A 22,427-nucleotide genomic window follows, 5' to 3' on the forward strand; every position below is an offset into this window, starting at 1 on the left:
CTTTCGCGGCTATTCGTTTTTACGGGGTCGGCCTGATTTCGCTTCTGGAGTTGCCGGTGTTAGGTCACTACCCGCCTCTCCACGCATCAGACGAACGTTCGACTTCAGGGCTGGATGCAGTTCTTTTATATCCACCACATCGCCAACCTTTACGCCGAACCATGGTCGTACAACTTCGTATTTAGCCATACCATTTCCTTACACAAGGTTAGCGCCATAGACAACTCCGGACAGGCCTTGGTCGTCTGCGGTGATTTGCAAACCTTCAGCAGACATGATCTGGAAGTTGTAGTTAACGTTAGGTAACGGACGCGGCAGCGGCACGACGCCAACAGCCATACCAACCAGCGGAGAAATGATGTCCTGACGGCGAACATAGGCAATGAACTCGTTGCCACTCAGCGCAAAGGTCGGGCGAATTTCACGAACAGGCGCAAATGGCAGCACAGCATTCAGTACGTTGCCGCTAACTACGCCGTTTACTACATACGGTTGAGCCAGGTTAGCCCAGATTTCAGGTGACACCCACATCACATCATACTGAGCGACTTTGTTGGCGCGCGCCAGTGTACCAAATGCGCCTTTCCCGAAGAAAGCAAACAGTGCTGTCATATCGGCAGTGGTCAGGTCTATATTTGCGCCACCCGAACCAGAACCCAGGTTGATCTTCTTGGTGTTACGGTGGTTTTTGATACCCTGTGCCGGGTAGGACTGCACCTGAATATTCGGGTCGCCGTTCAGATAGTAGTTGACACGCTTCTGGTTAAACTTGCGCATTTTAGCCATCTGCGAATCCAGCACAAGGTCAATACCTACAGAGTTAAGACCAGCAGCATGACGCCAGTTCACGCCGTAACCTGCGGTGAATACCGGAATCGGGTCGCCATCACTCGCATATTCGGTATGGTCAAATGAGAATGGAGCCTGACCGTCAATGCTCACAGACACATCATCAGCGATATCACCAATAACGTTGTAGAGCTTTGCAGTTTTGCCAACAGAAAGAACAGTCTGCACACCAATCAGGTCGTTGACGATTTCCATGCCAACCTCCTGATCACGCAGTTGCAGCACCTGACGGTCAATCTCGGCCCAGAAATCACGCGTAAAACCGCCTACAGCATTAACCGCCAGCCATTCAGGAGTCATATTAGAACGATTTGCCGCAATCATGGCATCATGCTGTGCGTTCCACATGTTGCGGTTTGCCCAAAGCTCATTCCAGTGACCACCAAGGCGCGAGTTGGTCGCCAGTGTCTCTTTAGAGAAATACATATATGTTTATCCTTTTGTTACGCGCCTGCAGCGGAGGCAGTGCCAACGCGCATACGAACGCGAATGAAGTCGGTGGTGCTGGCTGCGATGGTGAACTCGTCCTGGCTGTAGCCGATTACTGAATCGGTGTCGCCAGTTGCCAGTGTGAATTGACCAGCCGCGCCAAGCTTAATCGGGCTGTCCTTCTTGTACGCACCAGGTACACACAGAAGCGCAAGTTCACGACCTTCTTCGATATAGTTGCCAACAGCAGAATCGCCAGCAGGAACGGCATCACGAATGCCAAGCCCCTGATGATAAGCACAATCAATAATGTACATGCGGCCAGTTAATGCTGTGGCTTGTGCGAACTTACCATCACCGTTAATAGTGACGGCGGTGCCTGGCAGTAGTTCTGCGGCGGTGAGACGGGTTTCGGTCTTGTAGAGCGATTTCCCATCGATATTAACGCGACGATAACGTGACATTATCCAGGCTCCTTATTTGAAGTATTCAGATGCGGCAGGTGCACCAGTTTCTTTCTGCTGTTGCGCAGAGTTGGTTCCCAGCGGCGCGGATTCACCAATGGTTTTGTACATCGCATCCAGCGCATCATCCGACAGTGCGTTTGCCACGATTTCGCCGTGAACTTTTGCAACGGCTTCGCGCTTGGCTTTCTCTTCTGCACGGGAGTTGGCAGTCAGAGTTTCAGCCAATTGCTGCTGGTTGGCCTGCAACGCATCTACCTTTTCTGCGAGAGGCTTGATCGCTTTTTCGGTATTGGTGGCAACGGCCTCGCTAACCATGCTGCCGAGTTGTTCCAGTTCTTCTTTGGTTAAAGGCATGTCGCCCTCCGTTTTGTGGTTTGTTGCAGGCTGCTCCTGCGGTGTGAAAAGAGATTTGAATTTATTGGCGACGATAGTCACCCATGATTCCTGTCGTGCGACTGCCGTTCCGGTATCGTCGAATGTGATTGCGCCGCCATCGGACTTGTAGCCAAATACCTCAGCGCCGCCGCCGTTTCTGACGATTACCGCCTGCGAGTCAGTGAAATCAGCTACCCAGGCGTATTCGTTTTCACCTGGTGCGAACTTTGCTTTGGCTGCACGGTCAAGGCGTTGTTCACGCTCCCGGTAGGACTCGCCAATCAACGCCCCACTATTAGGCTGTAGCGATATTGCCTGGTCTGCGTTCACCATTAGGCCGACGCCCTTTTCTGGTCCGGCTGCCGGTGGTTCGTCGAGAAGAATTGCGTCATGATCAATTGAATGAATCTTTACTACCCAATCAGCACCCTGCTTTTTCAGTTCTTCCGGTGCAGGAATCTGCTCTCGGTACACTGCAACGCTTGACCAGATAGGCTCCGATGAATCACCGCTTTCCAAAGACGAAATGCGCTCCATCAGACGCTGACCGCCTGGAGATTGCATCGCTCTCTCAACGTCTACCCACTTTTCTGAATAAACGCGATTCCCTTTCAGGCTCACATTGCGATTCCACGCTCCGATGAAATTGGTGCATAACCCTTCTGGTGAGAATGCAGAAACATTCCGCCCATCAACTGTTGGATGACCTAGCGGTGCTATTGTCCCTTCCATGCTTTGATAGTTCGCGGTTATCTCTGCCTCTGGATAGAACTCTCTGTTCATAATCACGTTGGCAGGAAGCGTGTAACTTGGAATAACGACATGCTCTCGCCCGTTATAAATCTCACGGCGGATGGTCTGGCTGTTTACCTTTGTGTTGACGTGAATCTGAATTGGCATAGTTATTTCTCCGCCCAGGCGTAACCGCGCGCCTGCATCGATTTATATTCCTGTTTGAGTTTGGTAATGGTGTCTGGGAACTGAGGCCTTCCATCGTCGTCAACCAGAACTGCCTGTTGGCTGCATTTGCAGTTGATACTGTTCGCATCCTTTGCATACCATTCACGAACCTCTTCATTTGTGTAGAGGTGAGCATGGCGCACGGCGTGGGTGTGTCGCGTTGTCGGTGACAGCGCCGAGATGTGAACCAGAAGCGTTTTCAGGGCGAAGAGGTCATTCGCCTCCTTGTCTTCATCCCACTTGGCTCGACGCAGCGCGGTAGTCACTTCAGTGCGCGCTATCCTGTTCGCCCGGCGCTTCTCTATGCCAGCCTGTGCAGTCAGGTTACGAGCAATGTCACGGGGATTAAGACCTCGCCCCACGCCATCAGTCAGCACTCGTGCCATGTCGCGCTTAACATCAGCACTCAGCCCTTTCATTTCCTCAAACACACGCGCATGTACCAGCGCCATACGTTGCTGATACGAGTCACTTGCGAGGATTGCCGCCAGTGACTCGCGTCCTGCTGCATACACAGGTGATTGCTGGCTGAGGTTGTAGAAGGTTTGCCCTGTCCCTTTCTCAGCAGCCAGTTCGATGTACTCGTAAAACCATAGGTCGTATTCGTTACCATCAAGCAGCACTTGGTCTACCAGGTAACTGGCATCGTTCAGGATGATGGAGAGCAGCGTTGGGTTTAGCTGGTATTCATATCTGGCGTTTACTGCGAGGGAGGAAGGTATTTTGTCTAGTGCTGATTTGTACGCTTTGCCAATCTTATTCATCCGCCTGGAGAAGTCTTTCATTGCCCGGCGTTCCAGCGCATCGGCTCCGGTCGGATCCTGATAGTTACGCGGCAGAATCGGTGGCTTTGTCCTCTTCGTCGCCATCCTCTTCTCCTAACGGCTCTTCGTCATCATTGTCATAGCCCGCAGCTGTGCGAATCTCCTCACGGCTAAACGCCGGGTTGTCACCGCTGCCCAGCATGGTCTGGTTAATCTCGCCCATGGTCTTGGCGTTGGTGAGCTTTTCAGTACCGGTCTGTTCGTTCAGGTCATCCCATATCACCGCTTTCTGGCTGACGGAGTCGATAATCTGCAGCTCAATGAGCTTGTCGCAAAAGTCCTCTATCTCGAATGACAGGTCTACGCGGCGAGACTGACATCGGGCGTTGAAATATTTTTGGTCTTCAGTACTTGAACGTTCTGCCTGCTGATTACCAACCAGAATTCTCGTAGGAATATCTACCCCTGCGGCTGCTGTCTGGAGGTTCACGTTGTATGTTGCTGTAGGGTCTGCAACTGATGTAACGAGGGGTGTAACTGTCGCCCCCTGCGTGGTCATTAGCACGTCGTTACCACGGTTAATTTCCCCAGCAACTTCGTTAAACTTATCCTGTAGTTCATCAATACTCACGCCATACAGCGACGCCAGATTTTTGAAGTCGATTTCCTTTTCGAAGTTGACATTAAGCTGGCGTGCAGCGTTCTTTAGGAACGACTCACCTGAACCACCCTCCACCTTCTCCAGACTGACAAAGGCGTTATATGCTGGTTCAAGGAATCCGATTGCATCTTCTGAGTAATCACCCAGGATGAATACTCGGTCAGGGTGAATATCCACACGGCGGCTTGAACCATTCGGCAACCGTTCGGTGTACTTCCACATCTTCGGCTGGCCGTATGTCTTAGAGTTAATGCCAGTGTCCCACTCGCCAACCTTCAACGACCCAGCCCATGACACGGAAACCTTCTGTAGCCCACGGCCTTTCGTGGCAGGCAGATTCCAGTCTTTTTCATCGCGGATGTGCAGCAGTATTCCGGCATATCGACCGACAAGACGACGGCGATCCGCCTCAGCGAATGAGCGCCATAATCGGTTGGTGAATACCAGCTTCGTTTTCTTCTCCCACGCGGTTTCATCTTCGCTCTCGTCTGCGTCGTCACCCTCGATGATTTCCGGGTTCGTCTGCCAGCACTTGCCAACCAGTTTCTCAACTGCGCCGTGGGCTATGCCACCGCGGCGATAGAGCGCATAGAGATTTTCGTATGTTACCTGCTCAGGGAAGCCGTATTCGCACCATGCGGAATGACGCTTATTATCCAGACCCATTGTTGGTGCCAGCATCCCCATACGGGCGCGAGCTAGCCTGACGTTATTCAGCGCGTGATTGACGGCTAGTGTTAATTTGTCAGTCATGGTTTGTCCGTTATGGTCGCTTAGGTGGTGGAGCAATTTCCCCAGCGGGATAATTTTTGGCACATGGCTGATAACCAGGCCAACCTTTTCTTTTGCGTTCACAGCCAGGGCATTTGCATTTGTCTTTCATGATTATCCCCCCCGAAGGCGCTTAGGAATCATCATCCCCACAGGTTGCGATCCATTCAGTTCTGTCAGTGCGTAAACCATCGCGTCGAGCCGGTCAGGTGATTTCTTCGCGGTGGCGGGTATGTATTCCATCAGCTGGTTCTCCAACACGTAGAGATTGCCGTGATTTGCCACTCGCCCCTGTTCGTAGAGCGCCGATATCGGCTCCGCGCGGGCATACTTCCCTTTGCTGGCATGGACACGAATGATGCGACCTTTGAACCCGGCGTTGCGGAGTGTCTCCTCCGCCATGTCTCCGCCCTGGTTCGTCTCAATGACTATCGCGTCAGCTTCGTGCTGCTCATAGGCCGATATAGCTTTCTTGGCCCACCCTGCGGGCGAATATTTGCCGCTGTAATCTCCATCCACAGAGAACTGCTTTTTATCGCCGCCACCATATGAGCTTGCAGCAACAATTCCCGTTTCATCGCTCTCATCGCTATTCGTTGCCTGCGGGTCAATCGCTACGACGGTGCGAACCTTATCATGATGAATTTGCAGTTCTCGCGCTGCGCTGATCATCACTTCTGTCCACAGGGCTCCTTCGGCATTAAACCTGCGAGGCTTCTGCATGTACTGAGCTTCGGCGGTGCGACGGTGCGAGAACAGCGATACACGATGTGATTCGTTATGTTTAAACGGCCATAGCCAGCCATCAGGCAGGCCATGGTCAATTGGTATAGCGTGGGTATTTTCAGGATACTGCGCAGCGTATGGCTGACTATTGTCGATAATCACCGGCAGATTCAGGTGATGCCATTTCTCTCCACTCCCGCCACGCAGCAGATAGCCGCTCAGGTCGTGGTAGTGAATGCGCTGCATGATGACAATCATCGGTGTCGTCTCGATCGCCAGTCGTGATTTGATTGTCTCGTTAAAGCGGTTGTTAACGCCGTTTCGCACAGTATCGGAATAAGCGTCATCCGGCTTGACCGGGTCATCGATGATCAGCGCACCCTGCCAGCCTGGCTCCATATGCCCGGCACGGAATCCGGTAACCTGTCCGGCAGCTGACGACGCATAGACACCGCCGCCGTGTTCAGTCCACCACATAGCCTTGCTGTCTGCGTCATCACGCAATGCCATAGGCCACATAGACTGGTACGCCTGCGACTTAATCATGCCGCGCGCGGTCGAGGAGTTCAGCAGAGCCAGGTTGTGCGAATAGGACAGGTGCATAAAGCGAGCGCGGTTGTTGAGTGCCAGCCCTCGCCCCATCATGTTGATGGTTGCCAGTTCTGTTTTTGTGTAGCCAGGGGGGACGTTGATGATTAAGCGTTGTATCTCACCATCAATGACGCGATCCAGTGTTTGCTGAATCACTTTGTGGTGAGGCGCAACAATCATCTTGCCACCGGTGCGCTGCTTGAAGAAGTAACGCGCAAAATAAAGCCCGTCAGCCTCGCACATGCTGGCGCGGATGGAATCGTCAGCAGTCGTCATTCTCCATCACCCGCTTAATATCGTCAGGCGACATAGTTACTACCCGAACTGGGCCGCCACCCTGACCTGTTAACTCCACGACCTGCTTGTCAAGCCCGGTAAGCTTGGCCTTACCCATCGTTGCCGCTACAGCCGCTGATGATTGAGGCGTTTCTGCGCTCAAAGCTTTCTGTCGAGCCTCTTCCAGTTCAGCGAGGAGAGAATCGACGGTGACGTTATGACGTTGCTTAATCTCGCCCCTCAATTCTTTTATCCTTAGGGCTATCTTAGGGTTATCCTGCAACTTACATGCTTGAACATGTACTGCCTCCGGCTTCATCTTGTCAGCAGCATACGCCGTCCGATAAGCCTCAGAAGCATTACCCGTTTCGATGTATGCCTGACAGAAAGCTTCTTGCTTAATTGTCAGACCTGTCATATTGGAATATTCCTCTACTTAGTTGGTATATCACCCGGAGGCGCACATAAAACAAATTCTGCTTTATAGAGCCCTCGTGGTGGAAAGAACTGTAAAACACTCTCGATTTCTTCTACCCCCGCATCGAGATGGCGAGCAATGAGGGATAGACCAGCCATCGTAAAAGCTGCAAACCCCGGTATGCATCGTTATTGATTATCATTGCACACTCACGCAGAAGGAGCTCCCATTAAGGGCTGCGGTCATTGTTAATGCGGTGATACTGCGACGATACAACGCTGTTATTTCCCCACTTTCTGGCTTGGGTTGTTTCGCTGTACTGCCGTTAATTGGTGAGTCCGGGGATTACGGTTTGCCCGTGCTGTTCAAGGCGTTCAATTCTCGCCAGTAGCTGAGGCTTCTTAATTTTTCCCCAGCGGTTCAGCAAGCGTCCTGACATACTGGCAACATCCTTTTCCTTCATGAACTCCAGCATTAACTCGTTGTGCTCTCTTTGGTATGAGTGAGCCATCTCCATCAGCCTGTCACGCATCCAATTAAATGCTTTGATAAACGCCTCTTTGATGGCGGCAGCTTTTTTGCCGGTAAACGACATGATGATGTACATCGCGCCGTCTTTGGAAATTTCATATTCAACATACTGATTACCCTTGTGTTCATAGGTAACCCGCGAAAAGTTGCTGGTTAGAAATTCATCCGAACAGTCTAGCTTTTCGATTTTCTGAATGATGTGGTGATGCTGCTTGTCGAAGTAAGCTGCTACCTTGCGGGAGGTTGTGATCACGCGATCACCAGAAACAACCACCATGTCCCGGAAATCGAGATTAGCCAATTGATGATTCATAGCGTCTTTACCTTTTAGAAAGTGAGCCTGTCTCACAGAAAAGCCGCCCGAGAGAGGTCGCCACCTATAACGGCATTTCTCAGGCTCGCTTACTGAAAGGCTCTCGTTAATATGCGCGTGAGATGCGCTGTGAAATTCAGATATAAAAAGCCCCGCGAATGCGAGGCTAAATCCTGGTATTTGTAATGAACTGGCTCTTATCTCAACGCAGCCCCTTACCGCGCGCCATATGCTTTACTTCAAGCATCAGCAATGAGATGTTTAATCTGGATTCACTCCAGAAGTGATCACCACCCTGTCTACAGAGCCAAATGTGAAGGATGATGAGTAAAATTATCGCTATCATTGAAGGCATTGCGTCCTGATATATTCCTGAAGCGTTCTTAGTGCTGTCTGGTCTCTGATGATTCCGTCCCGGATACCGAGAACGTTTCGTCCAGCAACTGGAGAGAGTTCGACGGTGGCATCATTGCCCATGCCGGAGGCGCTGGAGGTTTCGGCTGAGGATGGCACAGGGCATTTTCCTTTGACGAGCACCCTGCCACCATTATCAAGCTTCCGCCGAAGAGCATCATTTTCAGCTTTCGCATCAGCTAACTCCTTCGTGTATTTAGCATCAAGTGCATCAGCATCACGCTGGCGCTGCTGCATGTCAGTAATGGTGGCGGTCGCCTTCTTCAGTTCACTGACTTTTTTATCGCGCTGCTCTTTGTAGGTAATGGCGTTATCACGGTAATGATTAACAGCCAACGAAAGACAGACGATGATGCAGATAATGACAGACGCAATAATTGCCTTAATACTACTCACGATAAGAACAGCGCCCTTTCTCGCCGCCTCCTAGGAAGGAGAATATCAGGGTCTTTACCAGCTTTTTTCCATAGCAGGAAAGCATCTGCTGCTGCCTGGTAATTCTTTAAATTCAACTGGCGCAGAACGGTAGAGCCAGCAAATGCTGATTTACCTATATTGAATATAAGACTACATAGTGCATCATACTGGTTCTGATTCAGCTGGACGCGAACAAGACTACTTATCGCATCTTCAACCCACTGCAAATCCTCTTTAAGCAGTTCAGACGATTTTTCGGATGTGATTGTCATCCCTGATACGACAGGATTACCATCCACTTTTCCGGTATGTCCAACCCCAATGGTTGGTATCCCCCTGCTATCTGGATAGGCTTTTAGTCTCTCGCCCTCTTCACGTTTTAATCTGGTGATTCCGTTACTGCTGATTTGCATCATCGACTCCGGCTTTTTTAGCAGCGAAGCGTTTGATTAGCGAACCAATCGAGTCTGTGCCGATGTAGCCGATAAATACACTCGCTATGTAAGCAAGATTACTACTCAGTCCGGCGAAGACTAAAAGGTCACGAATGAACCAGGCGATAATGGCGCACATCGTTGCGTCTATTAGTGTTTTCTTAAACGCACCGCCATTATACCGACCGCGAAGGTACGCCATTGCAAACGCAAGGATGGCCCCGATGCCCTGTTCCTTTGCCGCCATCATGGCGGTTAACAGATCATGTTTTTCTGGCATCTTTTTCATGTCTTACCTCACGACCGTGAGGATTTGTTCAATGTTATGAATTATTGATATTGGAAATAACAAATCCAGGATACAGTGATTAGTAACGTGGTTTGTTCGTGACTAAAGGCATGGGCAAATCAGGCAGGAGGCTGCGTCAACAGTCTCTTGCCGCCCATTTCACGAAGCCCAGCCGAGTGCTGTGTTTTCTTTTGGTCATTATCAAGCGCCCATATATAGACGCTTTGTAATGACTACTGGAATGTAGCTACTGTCACGCCTTTTTCATTGCAGACGTAAGCAACTTCTCCATCGTCAAGTAGCACTTCGGAATCACCTCCATGCCATCCAGTGAAGAAAATCATTCTTGACTCTTTCACGTAGCTGACATCACCTGTCACTTGGAAAATAGAGGTGTCTTTATCTGAGTTAATCGTCTTGAGAGTAAGCATTGTTATTCCTATTGGTATTGGTGGTTGTTTATAGGGTGAAAGCGTCACTACCCCGTCGCCACGAATGTGCAAGGGTATCTGGATGTGTTCTGGTGATTGGTGATAGGGCGCTTTCAGAAATGTCGTGCTTAAAACGCGAAAAGCCCCGAGCTGTTAAACTCAGGGCTTTATTTAACGAGTGCATTTATCCATCGTTGAGTCAAATTTACCCAACTTTATTCAAAAAGTCAATATCATGCTGTTAATATGTTGCCATCCGTGGCAATCATGCTATTAACGCGTAACTGCATTCAAAATATTGTCTGCGATTGACTCTTCCTTGTGGCATTGCACCACCAAAGCGTCATACAGCGGCTTAACAGTGCGTGACCAGGTGGGTTGGGTAAGGTTTGGGATTAGCATCGTTATGGCGCGATATGCGGCGCTTGCCGGCACCCTTGAATAGCCGACGCCCTTGCATCTTCCGCACTCCTTCTCAACAACTCTTCCCCACTGTTCAGTTTTGGAAATATCAACCGCCCGGCCTGTACCGTGACAATCTCTGCATCTTGCTCCCGGCGTCGCAGCACTACGGCAATAATCAGCATAAGCAAATGTTGCGAGCACTTGCAGTACCTTTGCCTTAGTATTTCCTTCAAGCTTTGCCACACCGCGGTATTTCCCCGATACCTTGTGTGCAAATTGCATCAGATAGTTGATAGCCTTTTGTTTGTCGTTCTGGCTGAGTTCGTGCTTACCGCAGAATGCAGCCATTCCGAATCCGGCTTGTGATTGCGCCATCCCCATAGCAGCCATCACATCAGTACCGGAAAGAGAGTCAGAAGCCGTAGCCCGCGGTGAGTCACTCATCATCGGGCTTTTTGGCGAATGAAATTTAGCTACGCTTTCGAGTCTCATGCAGCATCGCCTCCCGCCGGCTTGTTCAATCCAAGCCGGTTCACCAGTTCACGCTCTCGCTCATGCAGATAATCCATCGCCTTCTGGTGTTGCTCCGTCATCTCTCTGACGCTGCGCAATTCAGCTTCGTCACGTTCACGCTGCTGTTTCGCCTGGTTAATGCTGGTTACGGTCATAGATACCTCTCCCGCCCTGATGAATCATTAAAACGCCGTTAACGATGGCGTGATACCTGGCTTCTTTGTCGTACAGATAACGCCTGACTGTGTTGCGGTGGCACGATAAGCGCCGTGCTACTTCTGTCTGGTTTCCATATGTCTCAATGAGCAACTCTGGGATGGTTTTGATAGATGGCGTCATGCTGCCTCCCGGATAACCTGCTCATAAATCAGATATTGACCCCAGCAACTGACCAACAATCTCACTTTCACAGCGTCTTTCTCTTCGTTGCACCACCTGCAGAACCAGTTAACAGCGCCTTCCATTTCTTGCATAACCTTGCCGGCATTGTCGAAATGCAGCGGATAGACAACGTCATTGAAAATTGCCGCAGTGGTCATTGGGTATTGGATTTTGCTCATGCTGCCTCTCTTCTGCTGTCACGCAGGTCTTTAAGTTTCTGCTGATACTCCGCCTTAATCGCTTTGCATTCTTCGATAGTCCAGCGATGGCGGTTATGGTTTGATTCGATTTCGTCTACCGCGGCCTGACCGATACGGTTAATAAGCTCGACGCGATACGGAACGAGATTTCCGCTTTTATGCTGGTTGCACACCACGCATTGCTTGTGAATATTGCGTTCATCAAATCGGAGTTGAGGTGCCGCAGCAGTTGTCCGGTAATGTCCGGCATCCCACTGAGCAGACGTGAGCGTTCCGCACGAGATACATGGTAAGTCGCAGTCTCTTTCTCTGATGAAGGCGTTTACGGCTTGTTGGGCTTGTTTAATCCAGTAACTGCGGGGCTTTAAGGCGAGTTTTCGAATCTTCAGTTTATCTTTCTGTTTCTGCTCCTCTCGTCGTCGTTTCTTCTCTGCTGCTTTTTCCGCTTTTTTTCGCTGTTTACTTTGTAGTTTGAGTGCTAACTGAGTTCCGTGTTCCGGGCAGCACCACCACTGATTTGAGAATGCCGGGTGAAACCATTCCTTGCATATTTTGCATTTCCTTCGCGCTGGTTTAGCCATCGTCTTCTTCCTCGTACATTGAGCTATTCGGATCGCTCATCAGTTCTGCGCAGCAGTGCTCACACACGTGAACTTCAAGCACATGCAGCTTCTGACCGCAGTTAGCGCACGTTAAAGCCCGCTCGACGCTTTCTTTCTGGTATTGAAGGGATTGGGATGGGCTAAGCATTATTAGCGTCCTGCATCATGAGAAAGACAATCATGGCGGCGCGGAGGGGATTAGACTGGTACTGAACTCGGCAAGAATCGAACTGATCAACAGAATTCCACCATTCAGAACTGCCATCTTCAGCGCAATCCCAAACAAGACTGATGCGATTCTTCAAGATGACAGGTCCAGCATCCTCCCAGCAAAGAGTTGGTGCATATTGCACCCATGGGTTTTTACCATCACTCACCCAAACAGTGTGCGGCCGGAGTTCGTGATATTTGCTAGTCATTCCAGTGGCTTTACTATCATCAATGCCCTGAACCAAAAGTCCATTTGCGATTGCCACTCGCTTGTTAATTTCAAAATCACTTAACTGTGAATAATCCATTGTCATTTCCTCGCACGTTCTCTAAGCCACCGGATATCCCACAGGTGAGCCGTGTAGTTGAAGGTTTTTACGTCAGATTCTTTTGGGATTGGCTTTGGTTTATTTCTGGAGCGTTTCGTTGGAAGGTATTTGCAGTTTTCGCAGATTATGTCGGTGATACTTCGTCGCTGTCGTGCCATACGTCCTCCTTCGTCTCTGGCGCCGGGAAATTACCTACTGGCGACCGCTCACATCTGATACACCATTGGTGCCAATAAGGTTGATTTGGCCGGAATCGATAATCGTCTTTGCTTTCTCCGCAGCGGTAGCAGTGTTTCATGCGGCGTCTCCAAATCTCGCTTTCCATTCCAGTGCTAACCGGGCTTCGTCTGACCACTTAACGCCACGCTCTGTACCGAATGCCTGTATAAGCTCTAATAGCTCCGCAAATTCGCTTACACACATCCTGCTGGTTGACTGGCCTATTACCACAAAGCCATTCCCGGCAAGGTTAGGAACAACGTCCTGCTGCTTTAATGCTGCGGTAAACACACACTTCCAGCTTTCTGCATCCAGCCAGCGACCATGCCAGTTAACCTGACGTGAGACATCACTAAGGCAAGCCCAAAGCTTCCTATTTTGGTCTAAGCTGCGGTTGCGTTTCTGAATGGTTACTACGATTGGTTTGGTTGGGTCTGGAAGGATTTGCTGTACTGCGTGAATGGCATTTTGCTGATGTGCTGGAGATCGAATTTCAAAGGTTAGTTTTTTCATGTCTTCCCTCTCCCCCAAATAAAAAGGCCTGCGATTACCAGCAGGCCTGTTACCAGCTCAGTGATGTAGATGGTCATTTAGTACTCCGTAACATTCTCCTGCCTCCACACTTCGTCATACTCCGATTTCGGCATGTTAGCGATATAGTTGTATGGTGACGCACCTTCCATTTGCAGGAACTGGTGAGACTGCTCGTCAAGAAATAACGGCACACCACCTTCCCACCCTTCCCCGTTTCGCTGCTTCTCAAGCATTAAAACAGATGCGGGTGCAGCAAGAAGTTGCTGGTCTTTCTCGTTAATTTGCTCGCCAGCCTGAACGCGCTGTAACGCTCTCTCGCGAGCTTTATTGCGCCAGATGATAAACAGGTTATCTGTCAGGTCTGTAATCGCTCCTGAGCCTTTTACGTCCATCTTTCCGGTAGGTTTCTCCTCGCTGTCTCCCTTTCTGGAGTGAGTGACGAGAATAATGTGAGAGTTGGTTTTATTCTTGAAGTCGCACAGCGCGTCAACAAACGCCTTTTGTCCGTTGTAATCGTCATCGCCAATACCGCACTTCATGAGGCTGTCGATGATGAATAACTGGATGCCGTATCGCCGTCTGGCATATGTGAAAATTTCAATCAGGCGTTCCGCCTTGGCCGTACCTGTCAGGCCAAATAACCAGAGCCGGTCATCGTAAAACTTAAATGCTGATTCAATTTCCAGAACTGGCGGCATTTTGCAACATGTAGACTGCCGGGTCAGGCGTTTAAGCAGAATTCCTGGCTTCAGTTCAAGCGAGGCGACGCATGTTTTTACCCCCTGCCTCATGGCCTCAAGTGCCATATGCCCGACAACCTCCGTTTTTCCATGACCGTTCACGCCATTGACAAGAGTTAACTCCGCCTCGCGGAACTGGAAGTTGTAAGCCAGCGTTTCCCACGGTGGGTTAAACAGATACTGCTGCTTGCCGTAGAAAGCATTGACTGTATCCTGGTAAAACTCACGAGCGCTGTAGAGTTCTTCCGGGTCGAAATATGACGCTGTCCCGATGTACTGCCAGATTTCATCCTCGGTGACGCCGTTCATCAGGCATTCGTTGATATCTTTGTGTGGCAGCGTAACCAGACGACAGCGATGTTCACCCAGTCGGCTTGCGATTTCCCTTGCAGCTTCGCGACCTACATCATCAACATCCATCGAAATGAATATTTCCTCAAACCTGTCGAGGTTATGGTATTCAAACTCAATCCACTGTTGTTTAGCGCCTTTCCCGCCACCGAACGGGACAGATAGCGCCGGAATTCCGTATTGCGCATAGCTCATGCAATCAATTTCGCCTTCGCAAAGTACAACCGCCCTCACGCCAGCATCGAGAGCCTGCCATCCGAACAGACAAGGTTCACAGTCGCCTTCTGCCATGATGACTTTCTTCCCGTCCGGACGTTCGGTGCTGATTCTCTTGACCTGCAACAACTCACCATCGCGTTTGTACGGAAGCACCAAAGCATCCAGTTCTCGCTCTCCATTCCACACCTTGCCGCTGACCACCTCGTACCGCTTTACGACTTCTGGAGATATGCCACGCGATTGCAGGTACTCAAGATGGGATTCTGTTCTGGTAACGTAGCGGGCGATTTTCTTGCGATCAGGTCTGGAGAATTTCTTCTCACGTCTGGCGTCGAAATGGTGGTCATCATCCTTGATACCGAGAAATGCCTTTGCCTCCTGCATAGCCTGATGCAGATTTATTCCCCGACAGGCCATCCACAAATCAAGCATGTCACCGCCGTCGCCCTCAGCGAAATCAGCCCATTTTTTCTTGCCGCTAAGGTTGACCTTCAGGCTGTTTCCCTTGTCACCGTTGACGTTACCGGCAACCCACTCATGCCCCTCTTTCTTGCCGTTTGGCAACAGGTGCGGGGCCACCCTGTCTACCTGCGTCCATAGCAGGTCACTCAGTTCACTTGGAGTCATTACGCTGACCTCAGATCGAGACGGTTAAACCAGAACTCAACGAATGCAGAACTAAGCCAGCCACGGTTATAGCCAGCGATAAGTAACGATTTGATTCTGGATTTCATGATTCACCTGTCGAAAAACACGTAGCCAGTTTTCGATACGGTGATTGCGGATGATGGTTTGGATTGTGGTTGAATTGTTTCTGGCTTTTCGTCGTTCCAGCGCTGACCGTTCAGGTAGCTCGATGGTAACAACCTGTCGAATCCGAACTGCTTACCATTCCTGCATGCGATGTCTTCTGCCAGCATCGTGGCAAACTCGCTTGCCGTCCCCCTGGTAGTTTTACGCCACTCCCTGAACTGTGTTCTGAATGCCGAAGCTGCGTTTTTCTTCCCGGCTTTCCGCATGCCTGCACACCAGAATATTTCCTCGAATGCCTTGTCGGTTTCTTCGTAACGGTCAGGTGATTTTTCACACTCCGTCCGAACACTTTCGGACATAGTGTTTTTATTATTTCTTTTTTCTTTTGTAATAGTTTCTTTTGTGTGTCCCTGTTTTGGTGACAGCGCTGTCACCGTTTTGGTGACACTTTTTGTCACCAATGCAGTGACATTATCACCAGAGTAGTGACAGCCTTCGATTTGCCATTCCTCGATGTTCTTGTTTGGCCCGATTTGCTGGCCTTCGCGAAGGATAACCTTCATCGCGATAAGCTCATTCTTGGCCTTGTTTACCTTCTGTCTTGGCAGCCTGGTAATTTGAGCTAACTGACTATCAGAGATGCGATCCATCTTTTTACCGTAGCCGTATGTTTTACGGCATATGGCGTGGGCAACCTTGCTCTGATTTTTCGTTAAATCTGCGCCGATAAGCTCTTCATACAGGACATTTGCAAGACGGGTATAACCATCTTCAACTTCTGCCACACGACGCTCCACAGGCCGTTGTGAAGGCCTTAAATGTGTTACGGTTGCAAGATTACTCATGACCTTTCTCCTTCTGCATCAGCTTCACTTTTTCCAACTCAGCCCGGAATCGACCAGGCTGCTTGAAGCTGGACAGGAAGCGATCACGTAGTATGTTTTTGTGTAATTTGTCCTGGTCAGGACTGAGTTGTTTTGGCATAATTACTCCTGTGGATTGATCCAGTCTTTCTACATCAGGCCTCGAAGAATTCGCCGTTCTTCGGGGCTTTTTCTTTTGTCAGCAGATGCGCAACTTTCTTTGCCAGTTCTGCCAACTCTTCATCCTCAACACCCCACTCCAGAACCGCCAATAACATCCCCATTTTCGGAATGAAATCGCCTTTCCATCGTGAAATTTGAGATTCGTTAATGCCCAGCGCATCAGCGACTTTCCGCTGACCACGAATAGCTATCCGGTTAAGAATGCTGCTGGTAATTGCGTTGGCTTTCTTGCGAGTGCTTGTGAGTTCCATATGTGAACATTCCTGTAGTTAATAGTTAGTTGTGGCTATGCGCACTGGCGCATAAACCTGTGGTTTATTTGTTATCTGGAGTTCGCTTTTCAGCGACGTAGGACGAATGTCCGTTGTTGGAAGTGGTGTTGCTTACGCAGCCTTTGGTGGAAAAAGATCGTCTATGGTTAGTTCGTAACCGTATTCTTTGAACGCATTGATAAAAGCGCGACAAAGATTGATGTCCATTCCCCTTCTGCCTGTCTCGTAATGACAAACTGCACCACGCGTACAACCGAGTACTTTCGCAAGATCTTCCTGCGTTAAACCGAAGCGCTCGCGAAAATTGCGAATATTATTCATAGGATCCTCCTCACCAATAAGTATACACATCGTATTCAATATCGCAATACATAGTTTACGAGTTGTGACTGTTCTTGTTTGATACAAATTGTATAATTTAAGGATGAAAATGAACTGGTATGACATAGCGAAGCAAAGGATTGATCAGCTTGGATTGAATCAGGATAAAGTTGCTGAACACCTTGGTGTAACCAAAGGTGCTGTTAGTCATTGGCTTAACGGAAGAAGGAACCCATCAATACAAGAAATTGGAGCAATTTTTCAATATCTTGGAGTTACAGACGTGAGGTTCAACGCTGACGGAACCTTTAGCGTTGGAGAATCAACAGAACAAAAGCCTGTTAAACCTCAATTTGAATACCCATTCTTCTCTCACGTTCAGGCTGGAATGTTTACACCAGAATTTCGCACATTCACCGAGAGAGATGCAGAATGCTGGATTAGTACGACCAAAAAAGCCAGTGATTCATCTTTTTGGCTTGAAGTTGAAGGCCACTCAATGACGGCTCCAGCGGGATCACGACCAAGCTTTCCTGAAGGAATGCTGATTCTTGTAGACCCAGAAGTTCCTGTAGACCCAGGCGATTTTTGCATTGCAAGGTTATGTGGTGATGAGTTCACTTTTAAGAAGCTCATCAAAGACAGCGGACAAGTATTCCTACAACCGCTAAACCCTCAGTTCCCAATAATGCCATGTAACGAACAATGCAGGGTTGTAGGTAAGGTTGTAGCCAGCCAATGGCCTGATGAGATATTCGGGTGATGATGGATAAGGGATGTTTGGGTGATATACAAATGATTAAAGAACGTATTTCTTATGTTATCCCGATCGCGATAGATGGCAGCAAATCAGGAGCCCCAGTCCTCATCTATGAGATGGCAAAAGACTCATATGAAGTGGATTTGTCATTCGGTATTTTTTTTATCGGTCTTAGAGCGGCCAAGAAATACTCCGTTGGCATCGAGGTGTTCAATGACAATGAGACACCAATTCCAATTGATACAAAGAAATTTTCCAACCATATGTTTTTCACCGTTGCAGAAGCTGGTGATGGAGAAACTGTTGTGTCGGCATCCATAAAAATAACGTTTCCTAAGGTTGAAATTATTAACCCTGGAATATTTGAAGTTAGAGCATCACTGGTTAATCCAGACACCAAAGAAATCATTGATGTGAAAAGCTCTTTTTTCGATATTAAGCGTGCTGGAGTGGTTCGCAATGAGTTCCAATAACACCGTTACTCAGCTTCGTCCAAATCAAGACATCTCTCGCCAAATTGGACACCACTTCACTGATGATGCATACTCACGGCATGGTGGTGGCAATGGCGGTGGTGATGACATGCTAAAACGTGTAGAAAAATTGGAAGAGAAAATAGCTTCTATTAGCACTGATCTAGCTGTTATCAAGGCCACAATGTGTACAAAGGAAGATTTACACAAAGAGCTGAATGGTCAGACTTGGAAAATTGTCATAGCCCTTGTTATTACTGTTCTAATAGCCGTTTTTTCTAAATACTACATAAAGTAACCCTGACGCCGAGCTGGGGTTCACTGCCTGCCGATCCCTACGTAAACAATTCGCCCGCCAACGTAACTCATTGATAATTACGCAAACGCATAGCTATTTCATCCATTTGCTCGCCACCTTGTAACCACAAAGATCCCTACTCTTTCGGCAGTGTCAGAACATCAATAGCCAGTTCTACAGCCAAGTCCACATCCTCTTCCTGCCACAGCACCTGAATCATTTCTATCAAAGCTTCACGCGAAGGTTCGCGCTGCTCTACCAGTACCTGCATCAGCGCAGTACCGAGAACCTCAACCACTTGCGGGTGAAGCTCCGCAAAGAACTCATCCTCACTTTTCACACAGATTCCTCGCTCGTTTTTTGTTCAGGACAGTATGGCATAGAGGATTTAAAAAAATAAATCACTTTAAAAATCAACACAATGTAAACAAAACAACTATGAGGATACAAAATGTATTTGCAATGATGTTTACCATACGTATACTAAACACATCAACAGGACACACTACTCACCAGGATGGTGAACATACAACGATTCAGTGATGAATCTACGCGGCTGAAAAGCCGGAACGACCAAAGTGAGCTTTGGGATGCGATGAATTGCAGTCCATCGAGACAACCAGAAGATAAGCATCTGGCATCGCATCACCAAAGTTCATCAGGAGGTCTATATGACACGCAGAACAACTTTCAATGGCTCAGCAGCAGGTCGTCGTCGCGAGCGCCGTGCAGCGCTTCAGAATGCGGTAACGGCAAGCTCAGAAGTAATGCACCGCCCTACTCTTAGCCGTGCGCAGATTCAGGCCAAAGGAAAACACGAAACGCCAAAACGCATTGAAGACGCAAAATCACTTCAGTTCATGGCGAAAGATGCATTCTGGCAACTGGAAGAATACAGACGCAATCTGGAGCGGGCAGCCATTGTGTACGCAAATGAGTTTGGTCATAAGCCACCAGAAACCGGTGTATGTTTGCCAGACGTAGCACTTTACGCGGCTGGTCATCGTAAGTGTGGGCAAATTACCGCTAGATAATTATTCAGGAAGAAATCATCTCATCTAATAAGGTCGCAATGCGGCCTTTTTTATTGCCAAAATTTAAGGATTAACAACATGAATTCAGCAGATTTATCGAAGATTCTTGAAGAACACAAAGTGTGGATTACCTCAATGCATGAGAGCGGATCGAGAGCCGACCTGTGCGGTGCCAACCTGCGCGGTGCCAACCTGCGCGATGCCGACCTGCGCGGTGCCGACCTGCGCGGTGCCAACCTGCGCGATGCCGACCTGCGCGGTGCCGACCTGCGCGATGCCGACCTGCGCGGTGCCGACCTGCGCGGTGCCGACCTGCCTGATCTCACTTTCGTAATCCTGGGTGAGAAATACTTCATAAGTATAACGAACGGTGAATATGTACGGGCAGGATGCCAGAACCACACAGTTGAGGAATGGCGTAAATACAGTAAGCATGAAATTGCTGAGATGGATGGTCGTAAAGCTCTTAAATTTTATCCACGCTTGCTTTCGATAATTGACTTTTACCTCGGTGCTGGAGAATGGCCTGATTGGGTTAAAAACGATGGGGAGGAGTGATGAGTAATTTAGATAACGGAGGGTATGCATTCCCAATTCCGAATGCAGATTTTCAAACGTTCGCACCAAGTACGATTGAAGAATATAAGCGAGTTCAGTCAGGAATGACCTTGCGTGATTACTTCGCTGCTAAGGCAATGCAGTCACTTATTGCACGCGGAGGTGTGTTTGACGGCACAGAAATTCAGGCATACAAAATAGCAGATGCAATGCTCAAAGCACGCGAATAAGCACCTAATGACCATTTTAATAGTGGTCATTGTGAGCAATATCGCTCGTAACCAAACGAGGACGACGACTCGTTCTGGTTAATCGAAAAATCATCCCTTGATGTTATTTGCCGCTCTATATGGGCGGCTTTTTTCGCATACCAACAACGCTTCATTCGAGGCATTTTTGTTATGCAAATTAACTAAGGAGCACGCCATGCAATATCGTTTTGCCGGGTGGCCCATTGCTGGCTGCCCTTCTGAATCACTTCTCGACAGAATTACCAGAAAATTACGAACCGGATGGAAACGTCTGGTCGATATCCTGAATCAACCAGGAGTGCCGTGTAATGGATAAATCGCTTATGGCTATTCAGTCTAAATTCGCAATTGCTGTTTATCTTGGTGACAAAATAATGTATCGCGAAGCTGTAGAAGCCTTTCGCGAATGGAGGTTGAAATGATACCAGTGGATTTAGCAAGGACACCGGAGTTGAGCAGGTTAAAACGTCAGTATCACCTGACAGAGGCAATGTACTGGCGCAAGTCAGGTAATAAATCGATGAAACGAAATTGCCTTTCATTAGCCAAAAACGAGCGAATAAACAAAGGTGAATTTCTGGCTAATCCTTCCGAATTACCATTCTGAGGTGAATTATGGATTTGAATAAATTCGATGAGCCATTCAGCCCTGAAGATATCGAATGGCGAATACAGCAAAGCGGTAAAACACGCGATGGCAAAGTGTGGGCTATGGTGCTGGCTTATGTAACGAACCGGGCAATCATGAAACGCCTGGACGATGTTTGTGGCAAAGCAGGATGGCGCAATGAATACCGCGATATTCCCAACAACGGCGGCGTTGAATGCGGCATATCAATAAAGATTGATTCCGAATGGGTAACCAAATGGGATGCTGCTGAAAACACGCAGGTAGAAGCCGTCAAAGGTGGTCGTTCCGGTGCAATGAAGCGCGCTGCCGTTCAGTGGGGAATCGGTCGGTATCTGTATAACCTTGAGGAAGGTTTCGCACAAACATCTCTCGATAAAAAGCAGGGATGGCACAGGGCAAAACTGAAAGATGGAACAGGATTTTACTGGTCCCCTCCATCGCTGCCGGGATGGGCAATGCCAGCATCTGGCAATCAACCATCACCAGAAAATACCAACCAGAAATCTCCATCGGTTGACTGCGAACAAATCCTGAAAGACTTCAGCGATTATGCATCGACAGAAACTGACAAGGAAAAACTCATCGAGCGTTATCAGCGTGACTGGCAATTAATGGCTGGCAACGAGGAGGCGCAGGCTAAATGCGTTCAGGTAATGAACATCAGAGTTAACGAACTAAAACAGGCGGCATAAATGGCAAGCAGAGGCGTAAATAAGGTGATCATTATTGGTCGCCTTGGGCATGATCCAGAAATCAGATATTCACCATCAGGAACGGCATTTGCAAACCTTACAGTTGCTACGTCAGAACAATGGCGTGATAAGCAAACTGGAGAGCAAAAGGAGCAGACGGAGTGGCACCGCGTGGTAATGAGCGGGAAACTGGCAGAAATTGCCAGCGAATATCTGCGAAAAGGCTCTGAGGTTTATCTTGAAGGCAAATTGCGGACAAGAAAATGGCAGGATCAAAGTGGACAGGATCGGTTCACTACCGAAGTTATCGTGGGCGTTGGTGGAACCATGCAAATGCTTGGTGGCAAGCAAGGAGGCAATGAACAGTCTTCACCTCAGCGAAATAACGGTCAGCAACAAAAACAGCAGCCTCAGAAGCAGGTAAATCACAGCGAACCACCTATGGATTTTGACGACGATATCCCCTTTGCACCAGTAACTCTCCCTTTCCCTCGTCACGCTATTCACGCAATTTAAGGA

General features: G+C 48.8%; 40 protein-coding genes and 2 pseudogenes. 12 read left to right on the forward strand and 30 right to left on the reverse strand.

From position 1 onward, the window contains the following. Nucleotides 1-9 precede the first annotated feature (9 nt). The 29 genes from ACLJRH_RS05190 to ACLJRH_RS05330 all read right to left on the reverse strand — a co-directional run bounded on the left by ACLJRH_RS05190 (nt 10) and on the right by ACLJRH_RS05330 (nt 17,211). Nucleotides 10-189, reverse strand: a complete 180-nt coding sequence (locus ACLJRH_RS05190; RefSeq protein ID WP_001151798.1) for a hypothetical protein — start codon at nt 187-189, stop codon at nt 10-12. A 9-nt stretch (nt 190-198) separates the two neighbouring features. Further along, the gene (locus ACLJRH_RS05195) at nt 199-1,275 is read right to left on the reverse strand and encodes a major capsid protein (protein ID WP_001747836.1); all 1,077 of its coding nucleotides are present in this window, start codon (nt 1,273-1,275) and stop codon (nt 199-201) included. A gap of 17 nt (nt 1,276-1,292) precedes the next feature. After that, a complete protein-coding gene (locus tag ACLJRH_RS05200) occupies nt 1,293-1,742 on the reverse strand; it encodes a hypothetical protein (RefSeq protein WP_000092739.1) in 450 nt (149 codons plus the stop codon). A 12-nt stretch (nt 1,743-1,754) separates the two neighbouring features. Beyond that, on the reverse strand, nt 1,755-3,020 hold the full coding sequence (locus tag ACLJRH_RS05205) for a hypothetical protein (protein WP_410958006.1): 1,266 nt from the start codon (nt 3,018-3,020) through the stop codon (nt 1,755-1,757). Nucleotides 3,021-3,022: 2 nt separating this feature from the next. Beyond that, a complete protein-coding gene (locus ACLJRH_RS05210) occupies nt 3,023-3,949 on the reverse strand; it encodes a phage minor head protein (RefSeq protein ID WP_023223411.1) in 927 nt (308 codons plus the stop codon). Then, entirely contained in the window at nt 3,909-5,258 is a 1,350-nt protein-coding gene (locus tag ACLJRH_RS05215) for an anti-CBASS protein Acb1 family protein (RefSeq protein ID WP_023892134.1), read from the reverse strand. The genes ACLJRH_RS05210 and ACLJRH_RS05215 overlap by 41 nt, the downstream gene beginning before the upstream one ends. A 132-nt stretch (nt 5,259-5,390) precedes the next feature. Further along, nucleotides 5,391-6,869, reverse strand: coding sequence for a hypothetical protein (locus tag ACLJRH_RS05220; RefSeq protein WP_023223409.1), 1,479 nt, complete (start codon nt 6,867-6,869; stop codon nt 5,391-5,393). Next, nucleotides 6,856-7,287, reverse strand: coding sequence for a terminase small subunit (locus ACLJRH_RS05225; RefSeq protein WP_023223408.1), 432 nt, complete (start codon nt 7,285-7,287; stop codon nt 6,856-6,858). The genes ACLJRH_RS05220 and ACLJRH_RS05225 overlap by 14 nt, the downstream gene beginning before the upstream one ends. A gap of 325 nt (nt 7,288-7,612) precedes the next feature. After that, entirely contained in the window at nt 7,613-8,131 is a 519-nt protein-coding gene (locus ACLJRH_RS05230) for a Rha family transcriptional regulator (protein WP_023892133.1), read from the reverse strand. 202 nt (nt 8,132-8,333) lie between these two features. Beyond that, a complete protein-coding gene (locus tag ACLJRH_RS05235) occupies nt 8,334-8,486 on the reverse strand; it encodes a hypothetical protein (protein ID WP_015953503.1) in 153 nt (50 codons plus the stop codon). Next, nucleotides 8,474-8,941: a lysis protein gene (locus ACLJRH_RS05240; protein ID WP_023892132.1), complete on the reverse strand. Its 468-nt coding sequence runs from the start codon at nt 8,939-8,941 to the stop codon at nt 8,474-8,476. The genes ACLJRH_RS05235 and ACLJRH_RS05240 overlap by 13 nt, the downstream gene beginning before the upstream one ends. Beyond that, on the reverse strand, nt 8,938-9,375 hold the full coding sequence (locus tag ACLJRH_RS05245) for a lysozyme (protein ID WP_017441427.1): 438 nt from the start codon (nt 9,373-9,375) through the stop codon (nt 8,938-8,940). Before ACLJRH_RS05245 ends, ACLJRH_RS05240 begins: the two co-directional genes overlap by 4 nt. Beyond that, on the reverse strand, nt 9,359-9,685 hold the full coding sequence (locus tag ACLJRH_RS05250) for a phage holin, lambda family (protein ID WP_000738703.1): 327 nt from the start codon (nt 9,683-9,685) through the stop codon (nt 9,359-9,361). Before ACLJRH_RS05250 ends, ACLJRH_RS05245 begins: the two co-directional genes overlap by 17 nt. Nucleotides 9,686-9,918: 233 nt before the next feature. Further along, nucleotides 9,919-10,116, reverse strand: coding sequence for a hypothetical protein (locus ACLJRH_RS05255; protein ID WP_017441426.1), 198 nt, complete (start codon nt 10,114-10,116; stop codon nt 9,919-9,921). Nucleotides 10,117-10,389: 273 nt separating this feature from the next. Further along, nucleotides 10,390-11,013: an antitermination protein gene (locus ACLJRH_RS05260; RefSeq protein ID WP_001235465.1), complete on the reverse strand. Its 624-nt coding sequence runs from the start codon at nt 11,011-11,013 to the stop codon at nt 10,390-10,392. Next, nucleotides 11,010-11,189 carry a hypothetical protein gene (locus ACLJRH_RS05265; protein ID WP_000219138.1) on the reverse strand — a complete coding sequence of 60 codons (180 nt, stop codon included), beginning with the start codon at nt 11,187-11,189 and terminating at the stop codon, nt 11,010-11,012. The genes ACLJRH_RS05260 and ACLJRH_RS05265 overlap by 4 nt, the downstream gene beginning before the upstream one ends. Beyond that, a complete protein-coding gene (locus tag ACLJRH_RS05270) occupies nt 11,170-11,373 on the reverse strand; it encodes a phage NinH family protein (protein WP_000188966.1) in 204 nt (67 codons plus the stop codon). The genes ACLJRH_RS05265 and ACLJRH_RS05270 overlap by 20 nt, the downstream gene beginning before the upstream one ends. Further along, on the reverse strand, nt 11,370-11,594 hold the full coding sequence (locus ACLJRH_RS05275; protein WP_023223589.1) for a hypothetical protein: 225 nt from the start codon (nt 11,592-11,594) through the stop codon (nt 11,370-11,372). The genes ACLJRH_RS05270 and ACLJRH_RS05275 overlap by 4 nt, the downstream gene beginning before the upstream one ends. Further along, a complete protein-coding gene (locus ACLJRH_RS05280; RefSeq protein ID WP_023223590.1) occupies nt 11,591-12,196 on the reverse strand; it encodes a recombination protein NinG in 606 nt (201 codons plus the stop codon). Before ACLJRH_RS05280 ends, ACLJRH_RS05275 begins: the two co-directional genes overlap by 4 nt. Further along, a complete protein-coding gene (locus tag ACLJRH_RS05285) occupies nt 12,189-12,365 on the reverse strand; it encodes a protein NinF (RefSeq protein WP_000950963.1) in 177 nt (58 codons plus the stop codon). The genes ACLJRH_RS05280 and ACLJRH_RS05285 overlap by 8 nt, the downstream gene beginning before the upstream one ends. Further along, complete coding sequence (locus ACLJRH_RS05290; RefSeq protein ID WP_000177638.1) at nt 12,358-12,741, reverse strand: phage protein NinX family protein; 384 nt, start codon at nt 12,739-12,741, stop codon at nt 12,358-12,360. The genes ACLJRH_RS05285 and ACLJRH_RS05290 overlap by 8 nt, the downstream gene beginning before the upstream one ends. After that, a complete protein-coding gene (locus tag ACLJRH_RS05295) occupies nt 12,738-12,914 on the reverse strand; it encodes a NinE family protein (RefSeq protein WP_000113765.1) in 177 nt (58 codons plus the stop codon). The genes ACLJRH_RS05290 and ACLJRH_RS05295 overlap by 4 nt, the downstream gene beginning before the upstream one ends. Continuing rightward, complete coding sequence (gene ninD / locus ACLJRH_RS05300; protein WP_309064189.1) at nt 12,881-13,081, reverse strand: protein NinD; 201 nt, start codon at nt 13,079-13,081, stop codon at nt 12,881-12,883. The genes ACLJRH_RS05295 and ninD overlap by 34 nt, the downstream gene beginning before the upstream one ends. Continuing rightward, complete coding sequence (locus ACLJRH_RS05305; protein WP_023223591.1) at nt 13,051-13,488, reverse strand: recombination protein NinB; 438 nt, start codon at nt 13,486-13,488, stop codon at nt 13,051-13,053. The genes ninD and ACLJRH_RS05305 overlap by 31 nt, the downstream gene beginning before the upstream one ends. Nucleotides 13,489-13,565: 77 nt before the next feature. Further along, nucleotides 13,566-15,446 carry a toprim domain-containing protein gene (locus ACLJRH_RS05310; RefSeq protein ID WP_023223592.1) on the reverse strand — a complete coding sequence of 627 codons (1,881 nt, stop codon included), beginning with the start codon at nt 15,444-15,446 and terminating at the stop codon, nt 13,566-13,568. Between the two features lie 110 nt (nt 15,447-15,556). Then, complete coding sequence (locus ACLJRH_RS05315; RefSeq protein ID WP_023223593.1) at nt 15,557-16,417, reverse strand: replication protein; 861 nt, start codon at nt 16,415-16,417, stop codon at nt 15,557-15,559. Continuing rightward, nucleotides 16,410-16,556, reverse strand: coding sequence for a DUF2740 family protein (locus tag ACLJRH_RS05320; RefSeq protein WP_001125982.1), 147 nt, complete (start codon nt 16,554-16,556; stop codon nt 16,410-16,412). The genes ACLJRH_RS05315 and ACLJRH_RS05320 overlap by 8 nt, the downstream gene beginning before the upstream one ends. Before the next feature lie 34 nt (nt 16,557-16,590). Beyond that, a complete protein-coding gene (locus ACLJRH_RS05325; protein WP_000424166.1) occupies nt 16,591-16,869 on the reverse strand; it encodes a lambda phage CII family protein in 279 nt (92 codons plus the stop codon). Between the two features lie 132 nt (nt 16,870-17,001). Next, entirely contained in the window at nt 17,002-17,211 is a 210-nt protein-coding gene (locus ACLJRH_RS05330) for a helix-turn-helix transcriptional regulator (RefSeq protein WP_001059982.1), read from the reverse strand. A 109-nt stretch (nt 17,212-17,320) separates the two neighbouring features. On the opposite strand from ACLJRH_RS05330, the gene ACLJRH_RS05335 reads away from it, so the two are divergent. The 3 genes from ACLJRH_RS05335 to ACLJRH_RS05345 are packed head-to-tail and all read left to right on the forward strand — an operon-like array spanning nt 17,321 to nt 18,742. Further along, on the forward strand, nt 17,321-17,974 hold the full coding sequence (locus tag ACLJRH_RS05335) for a LexA family protein (protein ID WP_001104735.1): 654 nt from the start codon (nt 17,321-17,323) through the stop codon (nt 17,972-17,974). After that, nucleotides 17,974-18,444, forward strand: coding sequence for a hypothetical protein (locus ACLJRH_RS05340; RefSeq protein WP_000968836.1), 471 nt, complete (start codon nt 17,974-17,976; stop codon nt 18,442-18,444). The genes ACLJRH_RS05335 and ACLJRH_RS05340 overlap by 1 nt, the downstream gene beginning before the upstream one ends. Continuing rightward, the gene (locus ACLJRH_RS05345) at nt 18,431-18,742 is read left to right on the forward strand and encodes a hypothetical protein (protein ID WP_000097748.1); all 312 of its coding nucleotides are present in this window, start codon (nt 18,431-18,433) and stop codon (nt 18,740-18,742) included. The genes ACLJRH_RS05340 and ACLJRH_RS05345 overlap by 14 nt, the downstream gene beginning before the upstream one ends. A 136-nt stretch (nt 18,743-18,878) precedes the next feature. On the opposite strand, the gene ACLJRH_RS05350 is transcribed toward ACLJRH_RS05345, so the two are convergent. Next, complete coding sequence (locus tag ACLJRH_RS05350) at nt 18,879-19,082, reverse strand: hypothetical protein (protein ID WP_000834165.1); 204 nt, start codon at nt 19,080-19,082, stop codon at nt 18,879-18,881. 331 nt (nt 19,083-19,413) lie between these two features. Here ACLJRH_RS05350 and ACLJRH_RS05355 point away from each other — a divergent pair, with 331 nt between their 5' ends. The 9 genes and pseudogenes from ACLJRH_RS05355 to ACLJRH_RS05395 form a co-directional block, all read left to right on the forward strand. Beyond that, nucleotides 19,414-19,776 (forward strand): hypothetical protein, encoded by a 363-nt coding sequence (locus ACLJRH_RS05355; protein ID WP_000198447.1) that lies wholly within the window; start codon nt 19,414-19,416, stop codon nt 19,774-19,776. Nucleotides 19,777-19,854: 78 nt separating this feature from the next. After that, nucleotides 19,855-20,334 (forward strand): pentapeptide repeat-containing protein, encoded by a 480-nt coding sequence (locus ACLJRH_RS05360; RefSeq protein ID WP_071790383.1) that lies wholly within the window; start codon nt 19,855-19,857, stop codon nt 20,332-20,334. Next, nucleotides 20,334-20,564, forward strand: coding sequence for a hypothetical protein (locus ACLJRH_RS05365; protein ID WP_000067090.1), 231 nt, complete (start codon nt 20,334-20,336; stop codon nt 20,562-20,564). The genes ACLJRH_RS05360 and ACLJRH_RS05365 overlap by 1 nt, the downstream gene beginning before the upstream one ends. Nucleotides 20,565-20,760: 196 nt before the next feature. After that, nucleotides 20,761-20,901, forward strand: coding sequence for a protease FtsH-inhibitory lysogeny factor CIII (locus tag ACLJRH_RS05370; RefSeq protein ID WP_001200014.1), 141 nt, complete (start codon nt 20,761-20,763; stop codon nt 20,899-20,901). Then, nucleotides 20,894-21,007: a host cell division inhibitory peptide Kil gene (gene kil / locus ACLJRH_RS05375; protein ID WP_000361564.1), complete on the forward strand. Its 114-nt coding sequence runs from the start codon at nt 20,894-20,896 to the stop codon at nt 21,005-21,007. The genes ACLJRH_RS05370 and kil overlap by 8 nt, the downstream gene beginning before the upstream one ends. Further along, on the forward strand, nt 21,004-21,192 hold the full coding sequence (locus ACLJRH_RS05380; protein WP_001552364.1) for a hypothetical protein: 189 nt from the start codon (nt 21,004-21,006) through the stop codon (nt 21,190-21,192). The genes kil and ACLJRH_RS05380 overlap by 4 nt, the downstream gene beginning before the upstream one ends. An 8-nt stretch (nt 21,193-21,200) precedes the next feature. Continuing rightward, nucleotides 21,201-21,908, forward strand: a complete 708-nt coding sequence (locus tag ACLJRH_RS05385; protein WP_023223597.1) for a Rad52/Rad22 family DNA repair protein — start codon at nt 21,201-21,203, stop codon at nt 21,906-21,908. Next, nucleotides 21,909-22,316: pseudogene (ssb, locus tag ACLJRH_RS05390) on the forward strand (single-stranded DNA-binding protein); the annotation flags it as partial. Nucleotides 22,317-22,334: 18 nt separating this feature from the next. Beyond that, a pseudogene (locus tag ACLJRH_RS05395) lies at nt 22,335-22,424 on the forward strand (single-stranded DNA-binding protein); the annotation flags it as partial. Between the last annotated feature and the right edge of the window lie 3 nt (nt 22,425-22,427).

The sequence above is a fragment of the Salmonella sp. SAL04162 genome (assembly GCF_046551535.1).
GTDB classification, from domain to species: domain Bacteria; phylum Pseudomonadota; class Gammaproteobacteria; order Enterobacterales; family Enterobacteriaceae; genus Salmonella; species Salmonella enterica.